The 26,562-nt window shown below is 46.0% G+C and carries 17 protein-coding genes; 15 read left to right on the forward strand and 2 right to left on the reverse strand.

The window, feature by feature from the left end; translation table 11 throughout:
• Positions 1–105: 105 nt before the first annotated feature.
• The 10 genes from A37S_RS0106955 to A37S_RS0107000 all read left to right on the forward strand — a co-directional run bounded on the left by A37S_RS0106955 (position 106) and on the right by A37S_RS0107000 (position 18,306).
• Positions 106–510, forward strand: coding sequence for a PLP-dependent transferase (locus tag A37S_RS0106955; protein WP_281169859.1), 405 nt, complete (start codon positions 106–108; stop codon positions 508–510).
• A gap of 1,218 nt (positions 511–1,728) precedes the next feature.
• Positions 1,729–4,986 carry a SusC/RagA family TonB-linked outer membrane protein gene (locus tag A37S_RS0106960; protein WP_028296365.1) on the forward strand — a complete coding sequence of 1,086 codons (3,258 nt, stop codon included), beginning with the start codon at positions 1,729–1,731 and terminating at the stop codon, positions 4,984–4,986.
• Between the two features lie 13 nt (positions 4,987–4,999).
• The gene (locus A37S_RS0106965) at positions 5,000–6,892 is read left to right on the forward strand and encodes a SusD/RagB family nutrient-binding outer membrane lipoprotein (protein WP_028296366.1); all 1,893 of its coding nucleotides are present in this window, start codon (positions 5,000–5,002) and stop codon (positions 6,890–6,892) included.
• A gap of 833 nt (positions 6,893–7,725) precedes the next feature.
• Positions 7,726–8,922, forward strand: a complete 1,197-nt coding sequence (locus A37S_RS0106970) for an anhydro-N-acetylmuramic acid kinase (RefSeq protein WP_028296367.1) — start codon at positions 7,726–7,728, stop codon at positions 8,920–8,922.
• 43 nt (positions 8,923–8,965) lie between these two features.
• The gene (locus tag A37S_RS0106975) at positions 8,966–11,977 is read left to right on the forward strand and encodes a SusC/RagA family TonB-linked outer membrane protein (RefSeq protein ID WP_028296368.1); all 3,012 of its coding nucleotides are present in this window, start codon (positions 8,966–8,968) and stop codon (positions 11,975–11,977) included.
• Positions 11,978–12,024: 47 nt separating this feature from the next.
• On the forward strand, positions 12,025–13,341 hold the full coding sequence (locus A37S_RS0106980; RefSeq protein WP_036601654.1) for a RagB/SusD family nutrient uptake outer membrane protein: 1,317 nt from the start codon (positions 12,025–12,027) through the stop codon (positions 13,339–13,341).
• A 10-nt stretch (positions 13,342–13,351) separates the two neighbouring features.
• On the forward strand, positions 13,352–15,175 hold the full coding sequence (locus A37S_RS0106985; protein WP_245586334.1) for a glycoside hydrolase family 9 protein: 1,824 nt from the start codon (positions 13,352–13,354) through the stop codon (positions 15,173–15,175).
• Between the two features lie 59 nt (positions 15,176–15,234).
• Positions 15,235–15,876, forward strand: coding sequence for a polysaccharide deacetylase family protein (locus tag A37S_RS27965; protein WP_245586335.1), 642 nt, complete (start codon positions 15,235–15,237; stop codon positions 15,874–15,876).
• A gap of 80 nt (positions 15,877–15,956) precedes the next feature.
• A complete protein-coding gene (gene murQ, locus A37S_RS0106995) occupies positions 15,957–16,772 on the forward strand; it encodes an N-acetylmuramic acid 6-phosphate etherase (protein ID WP_028296371.1) in 816 nt (271 codons plus the stop codon).
• A 31-nt stretch (positions 16,773–16,803) separates the two neighbouring features.
• The gene (locus A37S_RS0107000; protein ID WP_028296372.1) at positions 16,804–18,306 is read left to right on the forward strand and encodes a sodium:solute symporter; all 1,503 of its coding nucleotides are present in this window, start codon (positions 16,804–16,806) and stop codon (positions 18,304–18,306) included.
• A gap of 127 nt (positions 18,307–18,433) precedes the next feature.
• Here A37S_RS0107000 and A37S_RS0107005 read toward each other — a convergent pair whose 3' ends face one another.
• Together A37S_RS0107005 and A37S_RS0107010 are read right to left on the reverse strand one after the other, a co-directional pair.
• Positions 18,434–19,633: an acyltransferase family protein gene (locus tag A37S_RS0107005; protein WP_028296373.1), complete on the reverse strand. Its 1,200-nt coding sequence runs from the start codon at positions 19,631–19,633 to the stop codon at positions 18,434–18,436.
• Positions 19,634–19,644: 11 nt separating this feature from the next.
• Positions 19,645–20,388, reverse strand: coding sequence for a DeoR/GlpR family DNA-binding transcription regulator (locus tag A37S_RS0107010; protein ID WP_028296374.1), 744 nt, complete (start codon positions 20,386–20,388; stop codon positions 19,645–19,647).
• 203 nt (positions 20,389–20,591) lie between these two features.
• Between A37S_RS0107010 and A37S_RS0107015 the strand changes: the two genes are divergently transcribed.
• From A37S_RS0107015 to A37S_RS0107035, 5 genes are read left to right on the forward strand one after another with little or no spacing between them, the layout of a single operon-like run.
• Positions 20,592–21,905 (forward strand): gluconate:H+ symporter, encoded by a 1,314-nt coding sequence (locus A37S_RS0107015; RefSeq protein WP_028296375.1) that lies wholly within the window; start codon positions 20,592–20,594, stop codon positions 21,903–21,905.
• A 20-nt stretch (positions 21,906–21,925) separates the two neighbouring features.
• Entirely contained in the window at positions 21,926–22,390 is a 465-nt protein-coding gene (locus A37S_RS0107020) for a RidA family protein (RefSeq protein WP_028296376.1), read from the forward strand.
• On the forward strand, positions 22,387–23,487 hold the full coding sequence (locus tag A37S_RS0107025; protein ID WP_028296377.1) for a D-TA family PLP-dependent enzyme: 1,101 nt from the start codon (positions 22,387–22,389) through the stop codon (positions 23,485–23,487). Before A37S_RS0107020 ends, A37S_RS0107025 begins: the two co-directional genes overlap by 4 nt.
• Before the next feature lie 22 nt (positions 23,488–23,509).
• Positions 23,510–24,586, forward strand: coding sequence for a dipeptidase (locus A37S_RS0107030; RefSeq protein ID WP_028296378.1), 1,077 nt, complete (start codon positions 23,510–23,512; stop codon positions 24,584–24,586).
• A gap of 25 nt (positions 24,587–24,611) precedes the next feature.
• Entirely contained in the window at positions 24,612–26,516 is a 1,905-nt protein-coding gene (locus A37S_RS0107035; protein ID WP_157278484.1) for a beta-N-acetylhexosaminidase, read from the forward strand.
• The last annotated feature ends 46 nt before the right edge of the window (positions 26,517–26,562 follow it).

Below are 26,562 nucleotides of genomic sequence, written 5' to 3' on the forward strand. Positions count from 1 at the left end.
AAGTGGAGGGACAGAGTACCAAGGCAGTATGGGCTGGAGAAGAATGTTTGCCGAGGGGGCCATCGTGTCTCCTCTATTCCGTGGGGTAGCATTTAAACGCTAGAATTGCGGATAGAAAGGCAAAACAGCTCTGTCATGAAAATCGCTAAATTTTTGCAAGAACAAAAGCAGGTAGAGCAGGAGTTCTATCCCGGCTTAGAAGAACATAAAGCGCACGATATAGCAAAGGCACAGATGAAGGGCTTTGGCGGCATTCTCAGCTTCACATTAAAAGGAGGCTGCGATGAGGTTGAGCGCTTTTTGCCGAAGTTGAAGCTAGCACATCTAGCGGCAAGCTTGGGATCTGTGGGCACTTTAGCTGGTCCTCCCCGTACCACGAGCCACGTTGAACTTAACGATCTTCAGCGTTCTGAGCTGGGTATTCCCGAAAGTTTGATACGCTATTCCGTGGGCATTGAAAATGTGGAGGATTTAATTTCAGGTATATCTCAGGGATTAAAGGCACTGTAATTTATAGTGGCAATGGACTCGATTTGACTTTGTACGCTAATTGATGTTGTCCTATCTAAAAGATTGAGATCTTACCCCACAAAGGTCGATCTAATAGCAAGCCGTGGGTAAATTTTTTTCTAGCACTGACTTCCATGCATGGAAAGGAACATTCTCCAAACTCGATCTAAAAATGAAACAATACGCTTACTTTTTGCGGTAGTATGCTTTGCTCCTTTTGTTTTTTGCAAAAAAAAGCTTGTCAACAATGAATTGATAGCTGTCATAGTATGATAGGAGACTAAATGTCTACCTATGGTTATGCTGAAAGAGTAAAAGATCGTTCTATAAAGTATCCTTTAAAGACATTATACCCGCCTGAAAAGCAGCTAGTAAGCGGAATAATCCCCTCCAGCTTAATTAAACAGCTTTCTTATCCCCCTGTTTGTTGCCATAGCAGCTAATCCAAATTGTCTTATGTGTAGTGCGTGTGTTCTTTTTGCGGTAGTTTACCCGATATAGAGAATGAGTTTGCATGTTTTTGTGCATTTTTTTATTTATGTATAAATAAAACACGCAAAAATTTGCATATATAATTTGTTATTTATAATATTGTAAAGCTAATTAACAAACTATATTAAACCTAGTGATATCCTAACACCATTTATGGGGTAGATTTCATGTGCAGGGGCTGCTAAAGATGCGTTGCGTTTTTTTGAATGGTGTCTTTTGGCTTATTGCGTTTTTTGAGTTCAAATTTTACGACATAAAAGGGATAATTAATTAAATCGATCAACAAAAACTAAAGAAAATGAAACAGTTTTTACGCATGTTGCTTATGGGGATGATGTTTGCATCGTCATATGCAGTGTTGGCTCAGCCAAAAAGGATTACTGGAAAGGATATATAATCCATTAAGGTGGATGAACGTAACAATTAAGGGGCAAGCAACTTGAATTGCTCTTGACAATAGGAAGCCTTTATCGTTGATTCAGAATTGAAACTTTCTCCTGATTGACATGAAAATCGTTGAACGGTTTATTTCAAATGAAAGCTATGCGTCGGAGTTGATTACATTAAGATGAGCGATAAATCCAATTTCGTTACGCCTCATGGGTGTGAAGAGTTGGCGGTATATAATACAAAAAAACACCTATTGTGCGTTGATTTTGAATGAATTACTTCTTTACTGTCTAAATAACAACAATTATCCATTTAATACACTAAACGCTTTAAACAATGAGAAAATTAATACGATTCTCTATGATGATTGTGCTGGGAATTCCTTTAGGGGCTTTTGGCTTCGCTGAAAAGGAAGGCGTTCCAAACCGTTCAGGAGCAACGGGCGCAATGGAAAAAAGCTCACCGAGCGTTGCGTCGCAGCAAACGGTAAGCGGTAATGTAAATAGCGCGGAGGGCCCCTTGGCTGGCGTAAGCGTGGCGGTCGTGGGGAGGCAAGTATCAACCAGTACAGATGGCCGCGGTAATTTTACGATTTCTGCCGAACCAGGCAACACCCTTCGATTTTCGATGATTGGGTATATAACGCAAGAGGTGGTCATTAGTTCTGCCACCGTAAACGTCACCTTGGTGACGAGTGATCAAAGCTTGGACGAGGTGGTTGTAACGGCGATGGGAATTACAAAAGAGAAAAGGAGCTTGGGGTATTCCGTGCAGGACATCGACAGCGAGGAGTTGATGAAAAATAAAACAGGCAATATCATTAACTCCTTAGCCGGCAAAATTGCAGGTGTTAATGTCACGCAAACGAGTGGGGGAGCAGGTGCCGGAGCTAGCATTATCCTGCGTGGGGGAACTTCGCTTGAACGGGACAACCAACCTTTGTTCGTGGTAGACGGGGTAATCTATGACAACTCAACGAGTATAAACGGCGATAGCGGCTTTGATGGTGCGCAGTCGACCAACTCCACTTATAGTAACCGGGTGATGGATATCAACCCAGAGGACATCGAGAACATTTCCATATTGAAAGGGCCCGCGGCCGCTGCACTTTACGGGTCGCGCGCGGCATCTGGTGTCGTTTTGATTACTACAAAAAGAGGAAAAGAGGGCACGGCAAGCGTAAGCCTTAGTTCTCGTTTGATCTCCAACTGGGCTAATCGCCTGCCCGAATATCAGGATCGTTACAAAAGAGGATTCTATCAACAAGACGGCACCTTGATGGAGGGAGACGCAACAACGACATTGGGTTCGTGGGGTGCCCCATTTGGATCTAACGACGTAATGTACGACAATCTTGGCAATTTCTTTCAGGGCTCAAACATTTGGGATAATTCGGTAAGTATTTCGGGTGGCTCAAAGACGGGGAACTTCTACCTTTCTGCCTCTGATTTCCGGCAAAACGGCATCATACCTAATTCGTCTTACGACAAGACTACGTTTCGTTTCAATGGTGAGCAAACATATGGTATCTTGAAAGTGGGTGCCAACGTGGCTTATTCCTATGCTGATCAGTTGAGCTCGTTGACTTCAGGCGGGCTTTATAACTCAAGCGGAGAGGGTGCGGTTCAAGGGGCTTATATATGGCCGCGTGACCTTGATATGGAGCACTGGCTCAATGAAGACGGATCCAAATACCGCCAGTTCGACTGGGAATTGGTGCAAAATGATTTTGATAATCCATATTGGGTGCTTAACAAGATGCCGAGAACTGACAAGACAAAACGGTTTACTGGTAATATTAAGGCGGGTATAGATATTACGGACTGGTGGAGTGTTAACTATATTGTAGGGTTGGATCGTTATACGTCTAACACAAATCGTTTTTCATCACCAGGTTCCGGTATTTCTTTGATTTATCAAAACGGACTGTTGTCTGAAAACGACAGAACTTATGAATACCTGAGTTCGAATATCATGACAAACTTTAAAAAGAAAGTCGGCGATTTTGATATGAATCTGTTATTGGGTTCCATGTTAGAGAACACCAATATCGATTACAACGGAAGAAAAGCATGGAATTTTATTATCCCCGGTTATTATACATTTGTTAACACAGCGGTTACCGATCGTGATGCAGCGCAGCAACAAACACAAAAGCGTATGGTCGGTGTGTATGGAGAATTTCGCACATCCTATAAAGATTTCGCCTATCTGACAGTGACAGGACGTAACGACTGGACTTCTACGCTTCCGATGGCCAATCGTTCCTATTTCTATCCCTCGGTATCGGGAAGTTTTATCTTCTCCGAGTTTATACCGCAGAATGATATTCTTTCCTTTGGTAAATTGCGCGCCTCGTGGGCAAGAGTGGGTAAGGATGCTGACCCGTACGTGACCAATACCTATGTGGTCACACCTGCTGAATATACCTTATACAACGGAGGTCAGGGTGTTGGTGTGCGCAACGACTGGTTGCGTGGTAACCGTGAATTGATTCCAGAGATTACAGAATCGCAAGAATACGGCCTCGATGTAAATCTTTTTGACAATCGATTGGGCCTGGAGTTCACGTACTACAAAAACAGCAGTATCAATCAGCTGATGCAACCCCGCACCAGTCAGACAACGGGCTATATTTTGATGTGGACCAATGCTGGTACGATTGTAAACAGGGGCCTCGAATTATCGGCAAAGGTTTCGCCTATCAAGAACACAAACTTTAGGTGGGATCTGACCCTCAATGCTTCGGGTAACCGTGGCCGGGTAGAAGATTTGCTGCCGGGAATGGAAATTCTGTACGTGACCGACGTACAAGTCGGAAACGCAAAAGCGGCTTCTTTCAATGGCGGGAATTTCATGGCAATCTCCGGATCGGAATGGTTGAGAAGCCCTGAAGGATATCTTGTGTTGAACCCCGAGTCGGGCATGCCGACTTCTGATGGACTGGTGACCCATGAAATTGGCAACAGAGAGCCAAAGCTCTTTGGAGGCCTTAACAACAGCTTCCAATATAAAAACTGGAACCTCTCTTTCCTATTGGATTATCGGATTGGTGGGCATGTCTATAATGGCACAGATTATTATATGACGAATAATGGAATGAGTAGCCGTTCTATGGATCGTGAAACGCTATCTATCACCGGTGTTGTTAGAACGGGTGAGACTACTGGGCCTGGCGGTGTGACGATTCCCGTTTATTCAGAACCTAGGACGTTTGAATACCAAGCGGGACAGATGTATCAGATCGGTAATCAAAGTTTAAGCGGAGAATATATTATTAACAACTATTATTGGCAAAACGCGTATAATTTGGAGTCTAAAAACTATATGACAAACACCAATTGGTTACGGTTGAGAACCCTTTCTTTGGCCTATTCAATTCCTCCTGCTGTGCTGAGCCGGATTAAAGCGATCAAGGGATTGACGGCTACCGTAACCGGAACGAACTTATTGTTGTGGACAAATTATAAGGGAATGGATCCTGAAACTTCGGCTGCCGGTTCTGGTGCGATTGGCTCCAGTTCCGTTGGCATTGATTACAACGGCATTCCTGCTCTTTCAAGCGTGGCGTTTGGACTTAATGTGACTTTTTAAAAAACGAGGAGACATGAAAAAATTATCTTATATAATAAGTGCTTTACTATTGTTAAGCCTTACATCGTGTGAAAAATGGTTGGATATTAACGACAATCCGAGCAAAGCAAGCGATGTGGTGCCCACGCCTGATTTAAGGTTGAGGTCTATACAAATGCAATTTGTCGATGCTTACGAATCCTCGGGTACGAGGGCATCATGGATTACTCAAAATATCACCAAGATAGGAGCCAATGCAACCAACGATTTGATTGCTAGGTGGAATTTTCCCTTGGCATCGGCCACTTGGCCATATCAAGCTTGGTTCGTTTATACGGCGAGCAATTTGGAACCAATGATTGAAAAAGCTACGGCAGAAGAGGCTTGGCATTATGTGGGAGCCGCTCAGCTAATCCATGCCTGGGGTTTTATGTTGATGCTTGATTTGTATGGAGAAATGCCGTATACCCATGCGCTTGGTTCGGATGTTACGCCGGAATACGATGATGGAGAAACCATTTTTTACGGATGTTTGGAAATGCTCGAAAATGCGATTGAAAACTTGTCTAAAACGCAACCTGCGGGGGCAACTCCATTGTCCGGTGGTGATATTTGGAACGGTGGCGATCCAGGAAAATGGATTAAATTGGCCTATGGCTTGAAAGCAAGGTGGCTGAATAACCTGAGCAAAAAATCTTTTTATGATCCAGAGGCTGTTCTTGCCGCTCTTGAAAATGCCCCTCAATCAAACAGCGATAATACCGTGATGGACGCAATCAATACCTCGGAAACACAGATTGCAGGGATCGTTCGTTCAATGCAACATGGCAACTTGGGGGGAACCGCAAATCGAATGACTAAATGGTATACGGATTTATTGACGAATACCTTTACCGGTGGTTCTGGAGTAATGGACCCGCGCACAACACGTATTATACCAAGTGCAGAGTTTTATAATAGTACAACAGGAGAAAAAGAATGGCGTTTGTCCAAAGGGGTGGATATGATTAATTCGGACATCCGCACTAAAGGCGGTCCTGTAGCGTATGAAATTATGGCGGCAAGACAAGCTCCTACTACACATCCATCCGGTTATGTCCGTGCAACCGCTGCTCAACGAAGTGATGCCGAATTTACAAATAGATGGTTTACGACAAATGCCACAGCAGATAGACAAGGAGATTCTGTTTATATTTCTGTCTATTCCGACCGTTTAGATTGGATTGCGCAATTTCCGGATCCTCGGAATGACAATTATATAGCTAGCCGTTATAATGGGATGACGATAGACAACCCTAATTTCAACAGCAGTGTGATTAACATTAATTCTACCGGTAGTTTTTATATTCGTGCCGATGCACCTGCACATCTTCTTACCTATCATGAAATGTGCTTTATAAAAGCAGAAGTTTTATTCCGAAAAGGAGACTTGACAAATGCGCTGACCGCCTATAAAGCTGGAATTAGGGCACATATGGAAGCGATGAACGAAAAATTAAGGGAGTACCCACAAGATGTTTATGGCAAGGAAGTAATTTCAGAAACTGAGATTGCCACATTTTTGGCAAGTGCGGCAGTAGCGCAGAATCCGGGACAGCTAACGATGGCTAAAATTATGCAACAGAAACAAATTGCCATGTCTTTGACGATGCAGAACTGGAATGATATGAGAAGGTTTGATTATGCAGCTAACCATCCGCAGTTTGGCGTTGTTTATCCTGATTTTGGACGTCCTTTCGAATTTGATGCGGCTGCAGCCGAATGCTATCCTTCGAGCGATCCGCAAAATCCACGTTACTGGCCTCGTAGAATACAACAATGTAGCCATGAAATAAACTATAATGCAGAAAATTGGTTGGCTTCAAACCCGGAAGCACAAGCGAGAACAATCTTATCTTACCCGGTTTGGTGGGATACGGTAGAGTAAGAAAAATAAAATTGCACAAAATAAACTTCCCAAGCGATCGATCGCTTGGGAAGTTTATTTTGTGCTATATGTCGCTTCCTTGAGATTTTTGTCAGGTCTAAGTTGATACTTTTACCTTGGTGACAAAGGTCAAATCTACGCCCTTTTGGTAGTTTGTTGAAACATGTTGGTAGGAGCCACTTTATTCTTCGTTTCTTGTTATGTAATTACCCTGCAGGTTATCAAGTGTCTCCAGTGAGCTTAATCCATCAGCCATAACTACAAATGACAACCTCGTGCTTGTCCCAAGTCATTCCGGACTGCTTAGCTCGGTTGATGCGAAAAGCGGAGAAATCGCGTGGCAATATAAAATTTCAAATTCAATGCTCAATCCGTTGTTGCCCCTTAATGGAAGACGGGTTATTGCGAGTACGATGGATGGTAAGATTGTTTGTCTAGCATATTAATCTATTTAATCTCCGAAAAGAAGTTTGTTGCTCATGATACATATGCCCTTTTTGCAGTTGTTTACCCGAAAGAGAGCGTACATTTGCATGTTTATGTGCGTTTTTTATTTATCTATAAATAAAAAACGCAAAAAATTGCATTTATGATTTGTTATTTTTAATATTGTAAAGCTAATTAACGAGCTATATTAAACCTATTGATGTCCTAACACCCTTTATGGGGTAGATTTCATGTGCAGGGGCTGCTTAAAGATGCATTGCGTTTTTGTGGATGGTGTCTTTTTTATTGCGTTTTTTGAGTTCAAATTTTACGATAAAAAAGAACAATTAATCTATTCTTTCGTAAAAAGAAAGTCTGTTGCTCATGGTAATCTATTAAGTTTGGGTATGAACAATAATATAAATAAACTCTATTCCATAGCCCGTGCACCTGCCAGAAGAATAATCGGCCTTATGTCAGGCACCTCTTTTGACGGACTTGACGTGGCTTTGTGCGAGCTTGAGGGAGCTGGGATAGGCACAAAGGTGCAGGTGCTTCATTTTAAGACGATGGAGTATACTTCCGATTTTAAGGAAGATCTGAAGGCTGTCTTTTCCAAGAAATCAGTGGACATGGAAAAGCTGGTGCTAATGAATGCTGTTGTAGGAAAATATCATGCCGAACTGGTGCTGATGTGCCTGAAGGAATGGGGTGTTGCACCACAAGGGGTCGACTTGATTGCCAGCCACGGGCAGACTGTTTTTCACGCGCCGCGGTCCATCCATGGAAAAGCTGTGTATCCAAATGCCACTTTGCAGATCGGCGATGGCGACCATGTATCCGTTGGTACGGGCATTATCACATTGAGCGATTTCAGGCAGAAACATATCGCTGCCGGTGGTGAAGGCGCTCCTTTGGCAGTTTATGGCGACTACCTGATTTTCTCGGACCCACTGGAGAACCGTGTACTATTAAATATTGGCGGTATCGCCAATTTTACGTATTTGCCCTCGGGGTTTAGATCGGATGAAGTGTTTTCTACCGACGTGGGGCCTGGCAATACGCTGATGGACCAGTTTATACAACAGCATTATCCCGGGAAGTACTTTGATGAAGATGCCAAAATCGCCTATTCGGGTACGGTCAACGAGGTTTTGCTTGCGGCGCTTATGGACCATCCTTTTTTCATGTTGCCAGTTCCCAAAACTACCGGGCCGGAGCTGTTCAATCTGGCTTATCTGGAAAATGCCATGGCAGCCAGTGGACAGGCAAACATGACCAATGAGGATATAATGGCAACCCTGTGCCGTTTCTCGGCCCAAGCAATTGCTTTTTCCCTGCTGCAATATGGCGGACAATCCGACTTTGAAGTCTATTTAAGTGGCGGGGGGGCACACAATCCTTTACTACTGGCGCATATCGGCAATATTCTGGGGAAGTCTTTGGAAAAGACTACTGCGCAGTTGGGAATTAATCCGGACGCCAAGGAAGCCGTACTGTTCGCCGTATTGGCCAATGAAACAATGGCCGGATCGAATATTGAATTTCCGAAGGACGGAGCTATACCATCGGTAACGATGGGAAAAATCAGCTTTCCTATATAGATGGATCTTTTTCAATCATCAACAACAATAAAACTTTAACACTATGGTTATATCTTTCAAATTCAAACAGGTTTGTTTTGTTTGCGTCATCCTTTTTTGCAGTTGGGTGTATGCAGGGCAAGTATTAGGACAGACGAGGTATGTAATAAAAGGAATCGTCAAGGATAGATTAGATCAAACTCCTTTGTCCGGAGTGTCGGTAAAAATCGACAATACCGTTATCGGCACGGTCACCAATGTCCGGGGGGAGTTTGAGCTAAACGTAAGCTTGGTGCCGGCAAGCTATACCATCAGATACGCCCTCATTGGGTATGCGGCTTATGTCGATAAAGTCCAGCTAGGCAGCGAAGCGACGATCAATAGGGAGATCCTTTTGCGGGAAGACGTCTCCCGTATGGACGAAGTGGTAGTAACGGGCACGGCTGTTGCAACCAGCAAACGGGAATTGGGGAATGCCATTTCTTCGGTCAATGCGCGTGATTTTGAGAACAGTGCAGCAACATCCATTGACCAGGCTTTGAGCGGGAAAATATCCGGAGCGCAGATTACCCAGAATTCGGGAAACCCTGCCGGAGGTATCAGCGTGAGGTTGAGAGGTACCAGTACCGTAGTAGGATCCGGAGATCCGCTATATATCGTTGATGGTGTCATTATCAACAACAATTCTACTGAGCTATTGGATCTGGGGGGGTATGCCCAAAACAGGTTGGTAGATATCAATCCAAATGATGTAGAACGCATAGAGATCATAAAGGGCGCCGCCGCTGCCGCCATCTACGGATCCAGGGCAAGCAATGGGGTAGTACAGATTTTCACCAAGAAAGGAAAGGAAGGAAAGCCAGTCATTACGTTTTCTACCCAACTGAGGACCAATACCGTCAGGAAAACACTCCCATACAATACTTATCCATATATTTTTGACAATACCGCGGCCGACGACCTAAGCCAAACGGCGGTCGAACGGTACGATTTTCAGAGCGATATTTTCCGAACAGGCCTTGGTACCGAAAGTAACGTCTCCGTCGCTGGGGGAACGGCGCAGACCCAATACTATTTCAGCGGGAGCTATATGGGCAATCAGGGGATCATAGATCAGACAAATTTTAAACGTGGCGGCGTGAGGCTACGCATCGATCAAAATTTGGGAAATAAGATCAAAGTCGGCATAGGGGCAAACTATGTCTTAAGCACCAGTGCGGAAATCCCCAATGGGGGGATGGAAGAAGCTTATGGCGCTTTGACGGGTTTTATATTCAGCAATAACTTTGTCAACCCATATCCCGATCCCGTGACAGAGATATATCCCTCCACGGCACCTTCATCGGTAGTGAGAAGGACTAATCCATTGGAGGCTATCAACCGTTTCGACTTTGGCCAAAGGACCGGCCGCTTTATAGGCAATTTCAATATTCAGGCAACCCCGGTAGAAGGGCTTTCCATAAACTATGTCTTGGGCTATGATAATGCCACACAGATTGGCACGGGCTACATCCCCGTGGGCAATACCACCCCCACTTATGATGGCGGCTATTCCAGAAGGGCAGACCAGACCACTTATCTGCTTAACAATGATCTGAACATTGCCTATGAAAAGCAGGTAAATGGCTGGCTAAAATCTTCAACAGGGCTTGGGGCTACTTATCAAGTCGAAAAGATTTATTCTACCAACCTTACAGCCACCCAACTTGGTCTAATCGGGCAGACGATAGATAATGGCGCCACCATCGTGGCTTCGGAGAACCGGAGTGACATCAATATTTTTGGTGCCTTTGTGCAGCAGACCTTCGGCATCAGGGACAAACTGTTCGTGACAGGCGCTTTACGGTATGATGAATCATCCGTGTTTGGATCGGAAGATAGGGCGCAGTTCTACCCCAAGGCAAGTGTCAGTTATTCGTTATCTGATGAGGCTTTTTGGCAAAACGGAAGTGTCCTAAATGTCGTGTCCAATTTCAAGGTGAGGGCTTCTTATGGGCAAGCGGGAAATATGAGCGCTATCGGTGCTTATGCCAGGTTAAGCAATTACGATCCGGTTTCCTTTTCTGGACAGCCGGGTGTTGTGTCCCCCAGCTTATTGGGCAATTTGGGCATTAAGCCGGAAAGACAGACGGAGATGGAATTTGGTACGGACATAGGCTTTTTCAACGATCGTTTGGGACTCGAGTTTACCTACTATAACAAGGATGTGAAAGATTTGTTATTCTCGGTTAATTTACCGCCTACATCCGGCTATGGCAGTCAACTTCAGAATATAGGCACGATGACCAATAAGGGATTTGAGTTGCTCTTGCGAGGTGCCCCCGTTCAGAAGGAGAATTTCACGTGGAATGCTACGGCTACTTTTTCCAAGAATAAAAACGAAGTGAACGATATTCCCGGTGGTATGTTGGCCTTTTCAGGCGGGTTTGGGCAAGTGGCTGCAGTGAACGGCTATCCACTTGGTACTTTTTATTCCACTTATTTTGCCAGGAATGAAGACGGATCTCTTTTGTTGAATGCAGCTGGTTTACCGCAAACCGAACAGGCGGGAAGAAATGCCGATGGACAGCCAACGGGCGGTAACCTGAGTAAGGTAATCGGAGATCCCAATCCGGCTTGGATAGCCTCCTTGATCAATGAGTTTAATGTTGGCAAGAATCTTTCATTTCGTGCGCAACTGGATGCTTCTTACGGAGGCGATGTTTTCAACTTTACCAGAAGAGTGGGAGAACGTAACCTGTACGGTGGTCTGGAAGGATATGAGGCCGAACTGAGGGGTGAGGTGCCCAAAGGGACTTCCGCTGCGCTGTGGAGCATATTCGAGAACTGGATCGAGGATGGTTCTTATGTGAAGTTGAGGGAAGTTTCCGTCTCTTATACCCTACGGCCTAAGTTCTTGGGAACGGGCAATATGCGGCTTAGCCTGGCAGGCAGGAACCTGTTCTCGATAGATGACTACAGCGGTTATGATCCGGAGATCAATGCTGCAGGCCAAAGCAATGGAGTGCGGGGCTTCGATTTTGTGGAAGTGCCCATACCGAGAACCTTTGTGCTGGGTGTTAACATGACATTTTAATGTCTTTTGTTGAAAGGACATAATTATTAAGGATAAATTTGAAAGATATGAAAAGGTTTGTAAAATCTATTTTTTGGCTCGCTATTTTGATATGTTCTGCCCTGTTTTCAGGGTGCGAAATGGATACAGTAAATCCGAACAATCCCACAGACGCCGAAGTATTGAGCACGCAGGAGGGTATTGTAGCACTTAGCATAGGCGTAAGGCAGTTTTACGCTACCTCGGGCATTGAAGCACTGTATCTGTACCAAGGAGTGACAGGCCGGGAGACAAAAGGCATCGCTACTTTTACCAATGTGCTGGAACTAGGGGCCGGGGGAAGCGCCATTCCTAACAATAATTCGAGCATTTTGAATCTGTGGCTGCGCATGCAGCGCATTATGAGCATGAGCGAAGATATCGTCGAATATGCCCCTCAGATTTCGGGTATCGACCCAGCTCTATTGAGCGGGATCGTAGCCCATGCCAAGCTGTTCAAGGCCATGGCACTTGGGGGCTTGGCTACAGCCTTTGAGCAGGCTAATTTGGCTACCAGTACGACCGAGAATGTCACTTTTGTGCCGAGGCAGCAGGTACTTGAAGAAGCTGTACGTCTGCTGGATGAAGCCATCTCGTCCGTTGCCGCCACTCCTCCTTCCGGTGCTTTTACCACATTGGTGGCCGGCAGTTCGTTCGATTTGCAAAACGTGCTTTATGCCTACAGTGCGCGATATAATCTCATGGCGGGCAATTACCAGGCCGCCCTGGATAGGGCCAATCAAGTAAACCTGTCCGGGAGGAGTGAATTTGAATATAATACGCAAAGCATCAATCCTATCTGGGATTACCTGGTCACACAGAATTACTATAAGCCAAGGGCCGGTTTTGGTTTGCCTGCGGGGCTGTTCTACGAAGATGATCAGCGTTTGTCTTTCTATATGGGGGGTGAAGACGTAGTGGTTGACGGCGATGTCATAAAAAGTATAAACGGCTTTTTTACCGAGCAAATGAGCTCTATTCCGGTCTTTCTGCCCGATGAAATGAAACTGATCAAAGCGGAAGCAATATTGCGGAATAACGGAGAGATAACCGAGGCGCTGGCCCTAATAAATGAAGTACGTACCCAAACTTCGGGAGATGTTTTTGGCGTATATGCCGGATTGCCCCCTTACAGTGGAGATATAACGCAAGAAGCCTTGTTGCTGGAGGTGTATCGTCAACGCTGTGCAGAGCTCTATTTGACGGGACAAAAAGTGGAGGATAGCCGTCGTTTTGGAAGGCCGGGGCCACCGACTAGTACCGAAGAGCGCAATCGTAATTTTTATCCTTATCCCGATCAGGAAAGGCTAAACAATCCCAATACACCTGCAGATCCGGAGATTTAACTGTATGCAGATGATGAGAGTTCATAGAGGTGTTTTGGCTATATTCGTAGTTGCAGTGCTTATAGGGCAAGCTTGTTCGAGCTTGCCCAAAAACAAGCAGGAGGCTTATATTCGCATCAATCAATTGGGCTATACGCCAAAGGGAATTAAAGTTGTGGTACTGGGCATGAAGTCCTCGCAAAAAATAGGTGAATTTGAGCTGGTAGACGCGAGAAGCAATAAGACGGTGTTTAACGGCGATGCCGGAGAGGCGTTCGGAGCCTACGGGCCATTCCAAGAAAGCTATCGGCTTCGTTTCTCCCAGTTTACAGATACGGGTACCTTTTACATCCGCGTAGGTAAAAGCCGTTCACAGGCATTCAGAATTGCCTCGGATGTGTACAAGGGTGCCGCCGATTTTGCCTTGCGCTATTTGAGGCAGCAGCGCACCTTGTTCAATCCCTACCTGAAAGATAGTTGCCATACACATGACGGCTTTACCTTGTATGCCGCGCAGGCCGGTCTTCCCGATAGTACGAAGATAGACGTCGGAGGTGGTTGGCATGACGCATCCGATTATCTGCAGTATTCGACTACTTCGGCCAATGCCACTTACCACTTGTTGGCCGCATATCGCGATTTCCCCGAAGTTTTTGGCGATGACAAACAAGCCAATGGTTTAGACGGTGGAAACGGTAGGGCCGATGTGTTGGATGAGGCAAAATGGGGATTGGATTGGTTGCTGAAGATGCATCCCGAACCCCATCTTCTGTTCAACCAAATAGCCGACGATAGGGACCATGCAGGTATGCGGATGCCCAGCGAGGACTCGCTGTATGGTCGGGGGTATGAGCGTCCGGTCTATTTTATCGATGGCAAACCACAACAAAGGGGAAAGTTCGTGAACAATACCACTGGGACAAGCTCTACCGCCGCCAAGTTTACCAGTGCATTCAATTTGGGAAGTGCTTTGTTCGAGACCATAGATAAAGAATACGCCGATCACTTGCGTAGCAAAGCTATCAGCGCATATGCCTTTGCTAAATTGATGCCAGGAGCGACACAGACGGTCTCCGTAAAATCACCTTATATCTATGCAGAAGATAATTGGATGGATGATATGGAATTGGCCGCGGCTACCAATTGGCTTGTCACGGGACAGAAGCAGTTTGCAGACGAAGCGCTGCACTTCGCCCGGCAGGAGAAGATAACACCCTGGCTCGAAACGGATACGGCAGCCCATTATCAGTGGTATCCCTTCATCAATATTGGGCACTATGAACTGGCCAAGCAGCTGAGAGGAAACGAAAGGGAAGAAATTATTTCTTATTACAAAGAAGGTATAGAAAAGGTGTGGGACAGGGCAAGTAAGAATGCCTTCTATAGGGGAGTGCCCTTCATTTGGTGCAGCAATAACCTCACGGTTTCATTTGCCATGCAGTGTTTGTGGTACAGGAATTTGTCGAGCGATGAAGCCTATTCCGAATTGGAGCAAGCTAATTTTGATTGGTTGTTTGGCTGCAACCCTTGGGGAACCGGTATGGTATATGGCTTGCCAGCAGATGGCGACACGCCCACAGATCCTCATTCTGCATTTACGCATTTGGGGAACTTCCCCATTGACGGTGGTCTAGTAGACGGACCTGTATATGGTAGTATATTCAATAGCCTTATCGGTATCCAATTGGTGAAACCAGATGAATACGCGCCTTTTCAGTCGAATCTTGCTGTCTATCACGATGATTATGGCGATTATAGTACCAATGAGCCCACTATGGATGGAACAGCATCGCTGGTTTATTTATTGGCAAGTAAAGAAGGGGAGTCAAGGGGGGAGACTCCTGTAAAAAAGTAGTCTTAGACCCTTATGGGGCCATTGTGCGAGGAGATACTACAAAAAAAGAACTGGCATTGGTGTTTACAGCGGATGAATTTGGTGGTGGCGCGCGTATTATAGAAAACGTATTGGACGACAAGGATGTCAAGGCCTCCTTTTTTCTGACAGGCAGATTTTTGGATAATAAAGATAATGAGGAATTCGTTCAGAGCTTAGTGAATGCGAAACATTACGTTGGAGTGCATTCTGATCAACATTTGCTTTATTGCGATTGGGAAGATAGAAATAAATTATTGGTGGACAAGAAGCAATTTTATAACGATTTGCAAGCAGCCTATCTCAAATTAGGAAAATTTGGTATTGATAAATCAAAAGCTTTATTATTTTTACCCCCTTACGAATGGTACAATAAGAAAATTGTGGATTGGACGAAGGAACAGGGGCTTAAATTAGTGAATTTTTCGGTGGGTACGCTGAGCACGGCCGACTATACCTATCCTGAGATGGGAAATAGATACCGCGATAATGAGACCATTTGGCGTTCGATAATGAAATACGAAGAAAATAGCAACGGCGGGTTGAATGGCTTTTTCCTGCTTATTCACCTTGGGGCTGATCCTAGGAGACAAAAAGGATTTTATGAAGAATTACCTCGTCTGATCAAAAAGCTGACAGAAAAAGGATATGTCTTTAGAAGAATGGACGAATTGATAAATTAAATTTTGCGTTTTTTAGCGGTTTTTGTTTATATTAACGTATAAAAATGCATATCTTGCAACATTGTTTTTTTAAGTAAATCATGATTAACACGACGGAGAGAGATTCCAACTACAGTGATTTAGACAAGATGTCGGTTGGCGAGCTGTTGACCAATATGAACAGGGAGGATCAGAGTGTGCCCTTAGCGGTCGCAGCAGCTATCCCGCAGATAGAGGCGCTGGTAAAGGTGGCGACGGACAGAATGCGTAGGGGGGGCAGGATGTTTTATATAGGTGCCGGCACCAGCGGACGTCTTGGTGTATTGGATGCATCGGAGTGCCCTCCGACCTTCGGGGTTCCGTATGACTGGATCGTGGGCATCATAGCAGGTGGTGACATAGCGATCAGAAAGGCAGTGGAGTTTGCCGAGGATGATATGGAACAAGCCTGGCAAGACTTGCAGGTATACGGTATAGATGAAAACGATATCGTGGTAGGTATTGCCGCCTCTGGCACGACGCCTTATGTAATAGGTGGTCTGGAGGCTGCCAACGCGGCAGGGATAGCCACCGGTTGCATCGTGTGCAATTACGACACCCCCATAGCTGCGGTGGCCGAGTATCCGGTAGAGGTTGTGCCAGGCCCGGAGTTCGTGACGGGTTCTACGCGGATGAAGGCAGGCACTGCCCAAAAGTTGGTGTTGAATATGCTGAGTACGGCGGTTATGATCCGGCTAGGTCGTGTGAAGGGGAACAAGATGGTTGACATGCAGTTGACCAACCACAAGCTGTTCGAGCGCGGGCTACGCATCGTGATGCAGGAAACGGGAGTAGATGAGCCTTTGGCCAAGTCGCTGCTGGAAGAATATGGCAGCGTACGCAAGACGATAGAGCAGGTGAAAGCATTGGAGAAATAAATTGATTGTATCCTTAAAATAATCCTAAACCATGTCCCCAATTGTTTTATTTTGTTTTTTGTTGGCCTATTTCGGTCTATTGATAGGAGTGGCATATGCCACTTCTAGAAAATCGTCGGACAATGCCACTTTTTTCATTGCCAATCGCAATTCCAAATGGTATGTGGTGGCCTTTGGCATGATCGGTACGGCCTTGTCTGGCGTGACCTTCATATCTGTTCCGGGAGCCGTAGGCAACGGTGGCTTTGGCTATTTTCAATTTGTACTGGGCAATGCAGTTGGCTTCGTCCTCATAGCTTACGTATTGTTGCCGCTTTATTACAGGCTCCAGTTGGTTTCCATATATACGTATTTGGAACAACGTTTAGGGCATTATAGCTATAAGTCAGGAGCCATGATCTTTCTGATATCGCGAACCATTAGTTCGGCCTTCCGACTCTACTTGGTGGCTATCGTACTGCAGCGGTTCATATTTGATGCATGGAATGTCCCTTTTGCCCTCACCATCATCATATGCCTCGTCCTTATCTGGACCTATACGCATAAGGGAGGCTTGAAGACGATCATCATTACAGACCTAATGCAGACTTTCTTCTTGCTACTCTCCGTGGTACTCTCCATTTACTTTATCGCCGACGGATTGAACCTAAACCTCATACAGACCATCGATGCGGTGAAGGAAAGTAGTTATTCCAAGATATTTTTCTGGGAGGACTTCCTGGGGAGTAAAGCCAATTTCTGGAAACAATTTATAGGAGGGATTTTTGTGACGGTTGCCATGACGGGTCTGGACCAAGACCTGATGCAGAAGAATTTAAGTATGAAGACGATAGGCGAAGCGCAAAAGAACATGATGACCTTTACCTCTATCTTTGTTGTCATCAACCTGTTTTTCCTTTCCGTTGGTGCACTGCTATATATCTATGCCGAAAGATATCATATAGATGTCAAAAGTTTAGGTACGCCAGATAACCTATATCCCGAAATTGCCCTGAATTATTTGACCGTAGTTCCTGGCATTATCTTTATGATGGGGCTCACTGCAGCTACCTTTGCTACGACCGATTCTGCACTTACTGCGCTCACTACTTCATTTTGCGTTGATTTTTTGAGTTTCAACAAGAAAGCCGATCCGAATGATAAATCTTTAATCAAGACCAGGAATAAGGTACACGTGGCTTTCTCGGTATTAATGACCCTTGTCATATTGGTTTTCCGTGTCATCAATGATGATTCCGTGGTAATTGCTATCTTTGTCGCTGCTGGCTATACCTATGGCCCTCTATTGGGGTTATTTAGCTTTGGAATACTGACAAAGCAAGCTGTAAGGGATAAGTGGGTGCCTTATATATGTGTGCTCTCCCCGATTTTGTGTTTTGGCCTGGCTTACTGGTTGGAACATTCCTTGGGCTATGTCATGGGATTTGAATTGATAGTGGCAAATGGTGGAATTACTTTCCTCCTGTTGTTGCTCACAAGCTACAGAGGTAAGATGGGGCAAGTTGAAAGACCTCTACAGCATACGATATCCTAGTTTTAGGATTGTTTTAAGGAAGCGACGGCAAGCTCAAGGAGTTTGCTGTCGCTTTTTTGTGGTAGGCTCGATGCAGCCGTCAGAATCGACTATCAGCTGTGCTCCTTACGGCCTTATACTCATTACCTTACACCTTGATGTAAATCTTTTTCCTATCCAACCAATAGCAAATAGACCACAAAAGGCATAAGAAACAAATGGCATACAGCAAGGAGCCAACTTCCGGGGGGGCTGGAACCTTGGCACATACTTCTGTATAGAACCAAGATAGGGGGTTGGTATAGCGTATATCCCCATTTTCGCCAATACCATTTTCTATTCTAATAAGCCACATGGTCTTGGGGATAATCGCGCTAATGACAAAGATGAATAGCGGATTCTTTCCAAATACATCAAAAAAGCGTGTCCAGCCACCTCTATGGTCTTTTACTTCGATGTACCATATGAGGCAACCTAAGCTCATGATGGCTAGGCTAGTCGTATATACCACATAAGAACTGCTCCAAATCTTTTTGTTGATTGGAAATCCAAGATCCCAGAATAAGCCTATGAGCATGGCAATAAAGCCAACAACCATTAAAGTGCTCAAAAGACGATAGATATGACCTTTTGGATCTGTTGAAGTCAGGTTATTTTTGCTCGTTGTGATGGCATGGCCCACCAAGTAACCAAAAGCCACTTGCACAATAGAAGGCAAGGTGCTTGCGATTCCTTCCGGGTCAAAAGGTACCCCCTCCCCTTTGTACATATGGGCTACGCCCAACACCTTCAGGTCAATCGCTGTTCCAAACCATCCTTGCAAAGTGTATGGGTCAGCACCTCCAAGGAAAGCGCATAGCGCCCAGTAGCCCATTAGTATCAATAGACTTAGGAAAAAAACAGATTTGGGCTTGAAATAGTAGGCCATGAGCGAGGCAAAGAAATAGGCGATGGCAATACGTTGAAAAACACCTAGTATCCGAATCCCGCTTGTTGGATTGTTGGGATCTACCCAGGGCTTGAACACCAACTCATCGCCTTGCCAATTCAAAAAAGGAAACCAATTGAGTAATAATCCTATTAGAAAAATAAGCAAGGTTCTTTTGATTACTTTTTTGTAGAAAGACGTAGCGCCTGCCTGTTGCAACCTAGGTATTACGAAAGCCATGGCATTGCCAACGGCGAAGAGAAAAAAGGGAAAGACCATATCGGTGGGGGTAGCACCATGCCACTGAGCATGTGCCAAAGGGGCGAAGATATGCGACCAACTGCCTGGATTGTTGACCAATATCATCAGGGCTACTGTTGCACCTCTAAAAACGTCAAGGGAATAATAGCGTTGCTTCATCTTATCCGAGATTAAAGGACTTTTACAACTCGGGCAAAACCCTGTAATATAGGGTTAGCTGATGTACTATCAGTGATGAGGTAATGGATGTTGTTCAAGCCACACACTTTCATTTTCTGTACTGAGTTTAGTTTTTCGGTGATACTTAATATGGCTACTTTTTGGGAGCAACGAATCATCGCTTTCTTGATTTGTACTACTTCCCAATCGGAGTCTGTTACGCCCTCTTCTACCGAAAGGCTGTTGGTGCCTAGTAAACAAAGATCTACTTTCAGCTCGGAAAGCTGGTTGATGACCTGAGAGCCAATGCAAACATTGGTTTGCCTTTTTATCTGTCCCCCCAGGAGAATGACCTCCGCGTTGGTGCGCTCGGCAAGTTCCATAGCCATGATAGGACTGATGGTAAAAAATGTACACTGTAGACCTTCAGGTATAATACGGGCCAGCTCCTGCAAGGTGGTGCCTCCGCCAGTAAGGATGGTCATGCCGTCATTGATGAGGCTTAAGGCCTTTTCTGCTATGGTCTTTTTGCCTTCCTTGGCATAGATTTCCTGATGCTCATACGTATAGTGAAAGGATTTAGAAAGAGCTCCTCCGTAAACCTTTAGTAATTTGCCATTGTCTGCGAGTTCATTCAGGTCGCGGCGAATAGTGTCTTCAGAAACATTCAGTTCAATGCTGAGATCTGACGAAAGCACTTTGTTGTGCAGATTGAGTTGCTTGATAATGTAAGCCTGACGTTCTTCCTTGAGCATGGTTGTTTTGGGATTCTTTTTTGTAAAAATAAGAGAAATTTTTATGAGGGCAAGTTATAATGTTGTTAAAATTAATTTTTATTGAGAGCGTATTTAATCGGTTATTTTTATAAAGTTTTTAAATTTGTTTATAGATTTTTGTAAAGTTTATTTTTGCTTTTGAGAAATCATATTAGATTTGTTCTTTCATGAGCCTGATATAGATGTCATTTTTCGTCGTAGCCATTTGTCTAGTAGCCCTTATCTTGCTTATATCCATAGCAAGGCTGAACGCCTTCTTGGCATTTGTACTTATTGCGATCCTCATGGGCATTTTGAGCGGAATGGAAATCACGGCAATGGTACAGTCACTTCAGAAGGGAATTGGTGACTTGTTGGGATCCCTGCTCATTATCATTTGCTTCGGTGCCATGCAAGGCAAGATTTTGGTGGAGACTGGCGCCGCAAGGCGCATTTCAGAGGGCTTGATACAAGTATTCGGCGTCAGGCATTTGCAATTGGCACTCCTACTGACCGGGTTCTTAGTAGGCATACCTTTGTATTACGGTATTGGCTTTGTGCTACTGGCTCCTTTGGCCATCAGCTTGTCCGTGCAGAACAGGCTCCCAGCCGTATGGCTCGCTTTGCCCATGCTTTCGGTACTTTCTGCCATGCACGGCTTTCTGCCTCCACACCCGTCGCCAGTGGCGCTTACGGAACAATTGGGGGCCGATCTTGGCATGGTGTTGCTGTTGGGTTTTGGCGTGGTCATCCCCTCCGTATTTCTGGCGGGATATCTTTTCTCCTCCACACTAAAGAATTATATCCAAATACCCTTGCAGACCTTTGCTAACCAGTCGGTTTCCGACGCAAAGATGCCTTCGCTTGCCAATAGTTTGATTGCTTCTTTCCTTCCGGTGGTGCTGATAAGCCTTCGCACGGTAGCTCAGGTCTGGCAGGTAGACCTCATTTGGCTGAACCAGCTGTTGTCTATAGTGGGCGAGCCAGTGATCGCTATGACCATTGCACTGCTGTATAGCATATTGTTCCTGGGGCTGCTGAACGGAATGGTGATGTCCAAGCTCATGGAGCATGTAGCCAGTGCTGTGCAGGATATAGCCATGATTTTGCTCGTAATAGGCGCTTCTGGAGGACTTAAACAGGTGCTTATGGACAGTGGCCTGGGCAATGACATAGCAGCTGGGCTTTCCCGATGGGAGATGCACCCCTTGCTGCTGGGCTTCATCATTGCTGCTCTGATCAGGTTGTGCATCGGTTCTGCTACCGTGGCTGGTCTCACGGCCTCGGGCATCGTGCTTCCGTTGATTGCCGGTCATTCGGTCAATCCCAATTTGATGGTTTTGTCCATAGGCGCCGGCAGTCTCATGTTCTCGCATGTGAACGATGCGGGCTTTTGGTTGTACAAGGAATATTTTAACCTAAGTATCAAGGACACGTTTAAGACATGGACGGTGATGGAAACGCTGCTAGGCCTGTCGGGGCTCTTGATCGTCTTTTTATTGGATAGTATTATATAGCAACATAAAATAAAAATGCCATGACGAATGCAGAAGAGAATTTCGCAGCTTTAAACTTGACCTTGCCACCTGCGCCCAAACCCTTGGGTGTATATAAGCCGGCATTGATAGACGGGAAGTACCTGTATCTATCGGGGCATGGCCCCGTGCAGGACGATGCCTCCCTCATCATTGGGAGGGTAGGTAAGGACCTCGACCTGGATGAGGGTAAACTGGCTGCAAGGCAGGTTGGGCTAACCATGCTCTCGACTATTAAGGCTACCATTGGCAGCTTGGACAAGGTGAAAAGGGTAATTAAAATACTGGGTATGGTGAATGGGACGGACGATTTCGATAGGCATCCTTACGTGATCAACGGTTGTAGTGAGCTTTTTGCAGCTGTCTGGGGCGAAGAGAATGGCATTGGCGTCCGTAGTGCCGTAGGCATGGGCACCTTGCCCGACAATATTCCCGTAGAAATAGAGGCTTTGTTTGAATTGCTATGAATGTGAGGACACAACTCTGGTATCCGGTAGACAATATTGACAAGATAGATACTCCCTCCTTGCTGGTCTATGAAGAGAGGGTGCTGGGCAATATCCGTAGACAGGTGGCCAGAGCGAAGGGCAAGGCATGGCTACGTCCCCATGTGAAGACCAACAAAATGGCCGAAGTATGCAAAATGATGATGGACGAAAGCATTGATAAGTTCAAATGCGCTACCATCGTAGAGGCAGGAATGTTGGGAAGCATAGGAGCGGCAGATGTTCTTTTGGCTTATCCGCTATGTGGGCCAAAGGTGGAGCGGTACATCGACTTGATAAAGCGCTATCCCGACACGAAGTATGCCAGTTTGGTAGACAGTGTGGAGGGGGCTCGGCAACTGGCCGTTGCGGCGGCGAAACAGGGCATTACATTGGATGTTTGGATAGATGTGAATGTGGGGATGAACAGGACGGGCGTATCGCCTTCCGACTTGGCGGGATTTTATGCCGATATCATTACCTTCAAAGAGTTAAGCATCATCGGATTACACCTATACGATGGGCATTTGCACGATGCCGATATCGAGAAGAGAAAAACGGCCAGCGATAAGGCCTTTGACATCGTGGAAGAAATTTGGTCCCAGATAAATAACCAGCATCAAGTATCTTTGCGGTTAGTGGCCGGTGGCACGCCCACTTTCCCCATTCACAATGCGAGGGCGCAAGTAGAAGCAAGTCCGGGGACATTCGTGTTTTGGGATTGGGGTTATGAACATATCTTGCCAGAGCAGGAATTTGATTTTGCCGCCTTGGTGGCCACGCGCGTCATATCCATTGTAGACGAGCATACCATTTGTACGGACTTGGGGCATAAATCCATTGCTGCGGAAACGCCACTGCCCCGTGTACATTTTCTGAATGCACCAGAGGCAAAGCCCATAGGCCAGAGCGAGGAACACTTGGTGCTATCGGTTGAGGATGCCAGAGACTATCATATTGGGGAGGTGCTGTATGGCGTACCCGTGCATATCTGTCCCACGGTGGCGCTCTATGAAGTGGCCAATGTGGTAAGGCATGGTCGAGTAGTAGAACAGTGGGCCATAGCAAGGCAGAAATGAACGATCTAACTAAATTAAAGGGATGTTTATCATAGATACACATTTGGATTTGGCGATGAATGCCATGGAATGGAACCGCGATTTGCGGCAGCCCATTGCGATCCTTCGAGAAAGAGAAAAAACGATGACCGACAAGCCCGATAGGGCAAAAGGCACGGTATCTTTTCCCGAGCTGAGAAAGGGGAATGTAGGCCTGGTAGTAGCTACTCAATTGGCACGCGTAGTGCAGGATAATATGGCGTTGCCGGGCTCTGGCTGGCATTCTCCCCAGCAAGCCTGGGCACAAACCCAAGGGCAGCTGCAGTGGTACAAGGCGATGGAGGCATGTGGGGAGATGGTCATGATCAAGGATTGGGAGTCGCTGGAAAGCCATGTGGCATGGTGGACTGATGGAAGCCCCAACGAAGATAAGCCCATAGGCTATATCCTTAGTTTGGAAGGAGCCGATTCCCTGGTCGATCTGGATTATCTCGACAAGGCATACGCCTACGGATTGCGGGCCATAGGTCCTGCACACTACGGATCGGGAAGATATGCCAATGGTACGGATGCAACGGGCGGGCTCCATGCCATGGGTAGGGAGCTGCTGCGTAAAATGGAAGATCTTAATATCATATTGGATGCCACACATCTTTGTGATGATGCTTTCTGGGAGGCACTGGAACTGTTCAACGGCCCAATTTGGGCGAGCCATAACAATTGCCGTGCACTGGTAGATCACAATCGGCAATTTTCCGATGAGATGATCAAGGCCCTGATAGAACGTGGCGCGGTGATCGGGCTGGCGTTGGATGCCTGGATGATGGTTCCCAATTGGATTCGTGGAGTATCTACTCCTAAAGGAACAAGTTGTAGCTTGGCTACCATGTTGGACCATTTAGATCATATATGCCAGCTTGCTGGAAGTGCTTCTTTTGTGACTATCGGTACCGATCTGGACGGGGCGTTTGGAAAAGAGCAGTGCCCCGATGATTTGGAAACTATTGCCGATTTACAGAAATTACCAGATATGTTGCAAGCTAGGGGGTACAGTGCCGCCGATATCAAAGCTATTATGCACGGCAACTGCTTGCGTTTCCTGAAAAATGCTTGGACATGATTTTTTAAATTGTTATAAGATGAATATGAAACATTTATTTGCCTTTTACATATTCTTTTCCCCTTTATTTCTTTTGGGGCAGGAAAAGGTTCGTTTAATTCCGGAGCCTGTATCTTACAAACAGCAGGAAGGATACTATGAATTGCCTACCACGCTGTATTTTGTAAACGAGAGTGGAGACAGCGCCGTTTCTAGGATTGCTACTATGTTTGGAGAGCGGATTGCCCGACCCACGGGATACCTCTATCGTGTAAGTGATACCGATACTGCTAAAGAAGAAGAAAGTATTCGCTTAATCATCAACCACAAGGTGGAGGATGAGCTGGGAGAAGAAGGTTATCGGCTATTGGTAAACCATGAAGGCATTGCCGTAAAGGCCAATACGGCCAAGGGCATATTCTACGGCTTGCAAACCTTAGTACAGCTGCTGCCCCCAGAAGTAGAACATAGCGCAGGCATGCTATTGGGCCAGTGGAGATTGCCACTGGTGGATATTGTGGATTATCCGCGTTTTGCCTGGCGGGGCATGATGCTGGATGTGGCACGCCATTTCTTCACGAAAGAGGAGGTGAAGCAGTTTATCGACAATATGGTCAAGTATAAATTCAACATGCTGCACTTGCATCTGACCGACGACCAGGGGTGGCGCATTGAGATCAAAAGTTTGCCTAAGCTCACCGAAGTGGGGGCTTGGAGAGGACAAAGAGAGGGCAAGTGGGGCACCTTTTCCAAGCCTACTGCCGAGGAACCAAAAAGCTATGGTGGGTTTTACACCCAGGACGACATTAGGGAGCTGGTGCAATATGCCGCTGAGCGTTATGTGTCTATATTGCCCGAGATTGACGTGCCGGGCCACAGCATGGCTGCTGTTGCGTCCTATCCAGGGTTAAGCTGTACGCCGGGAGATTATCAAGTTGCTGTGGATGGCAGCTTTATGATTTGGGAAAAAGGGGGCTTCTACGGCACGATAGACAATACGCTTTGCCCAGCCAATCCCTTGGTGTACGACGTGCTCGACAAGGTGTTTACCGAAGTAGCGGAGCTCTTCCCTTTCCCTTATATCCATATGGGAGGAGATGAATGCTATAAGGGCTTCTGGGAGAAAAGTGAGGCCTGCAAGGCCTTGATGGCTCAAGAAGGGATGAAGGACATGGATGCCCTGCAAAGCTATTTCGTGAAACGGGTAGATTCCATCTTGCGGTCCAAAGGGAAGCAAACCATGGGTTGGGACGAAATACTGGAAGGTGGCCTGGCAGAAGGCGCCAGCGTGATGAGTTGGCGTGGTATGAAAGGAGGGGTCGAAGCGGCCCGTATGGGACACAAGGTGGTGATGTCGCCCAGCGATTTTGTCTATGTGGATCTCTATCAGGGCGATCCCCTTGCCGAGCCGCCTACCTATTCTATGTTAAGGCTCAGAAAAACCTATAGCTTCGATCCCGTCCCAGAGGGGATAGACCCTTCGCTCATCCTGGGCGGGCAATGCAATCTTTGGACAGAGCAAATCCCCCACATGCGTGCAGCCGAATATATGTTGTGGCCGCGGGCCTTTGCCGTGGCAGAAAGTGTATGGTCGCCACAGGAACGCAAGGATTGGAATAGCTTTGTCGACAAGGTGGAGCATCACTTTGAACGTTTCGATCACGCCAAGATCAAGTATGCCCTCAGTATGTACGATCCCATCGTGAAAGCCAGGAAAGTGCCAAATGGCACACTGGAAGTGGTCTTGGAGAAGGAGATTGAGAGCTTGGATATCTATTACAGCTTCGATGAAACCTTTCCGGACAATTTTTACCCACAATACTATATGCCTTTGAGCGTGCCCCAGGAAGCCTCCAACCTGAAGGTGGTCAGTTACAGGCACGGAAAACAAGTAGGGAAGATCATTAACCTGCCCATAGCCGAACTGAAAAAGCGCGCGGGAATGAAATGAGTTATAAGTGATACGTTTTAAGTTTTAAGCTTCCTAGTCGCTTTGG

The sequence above is a fragment of the Olivibacter sitiensis DSM 17696 genome (genome assembly GCF_000427965.1).
GTDB lineage: Bacteria > Bacteroidota > Bacteroidia > Sphingobacteriales > Sphingobacteriaceae > Olivibacter > Olivibacter sitiensis.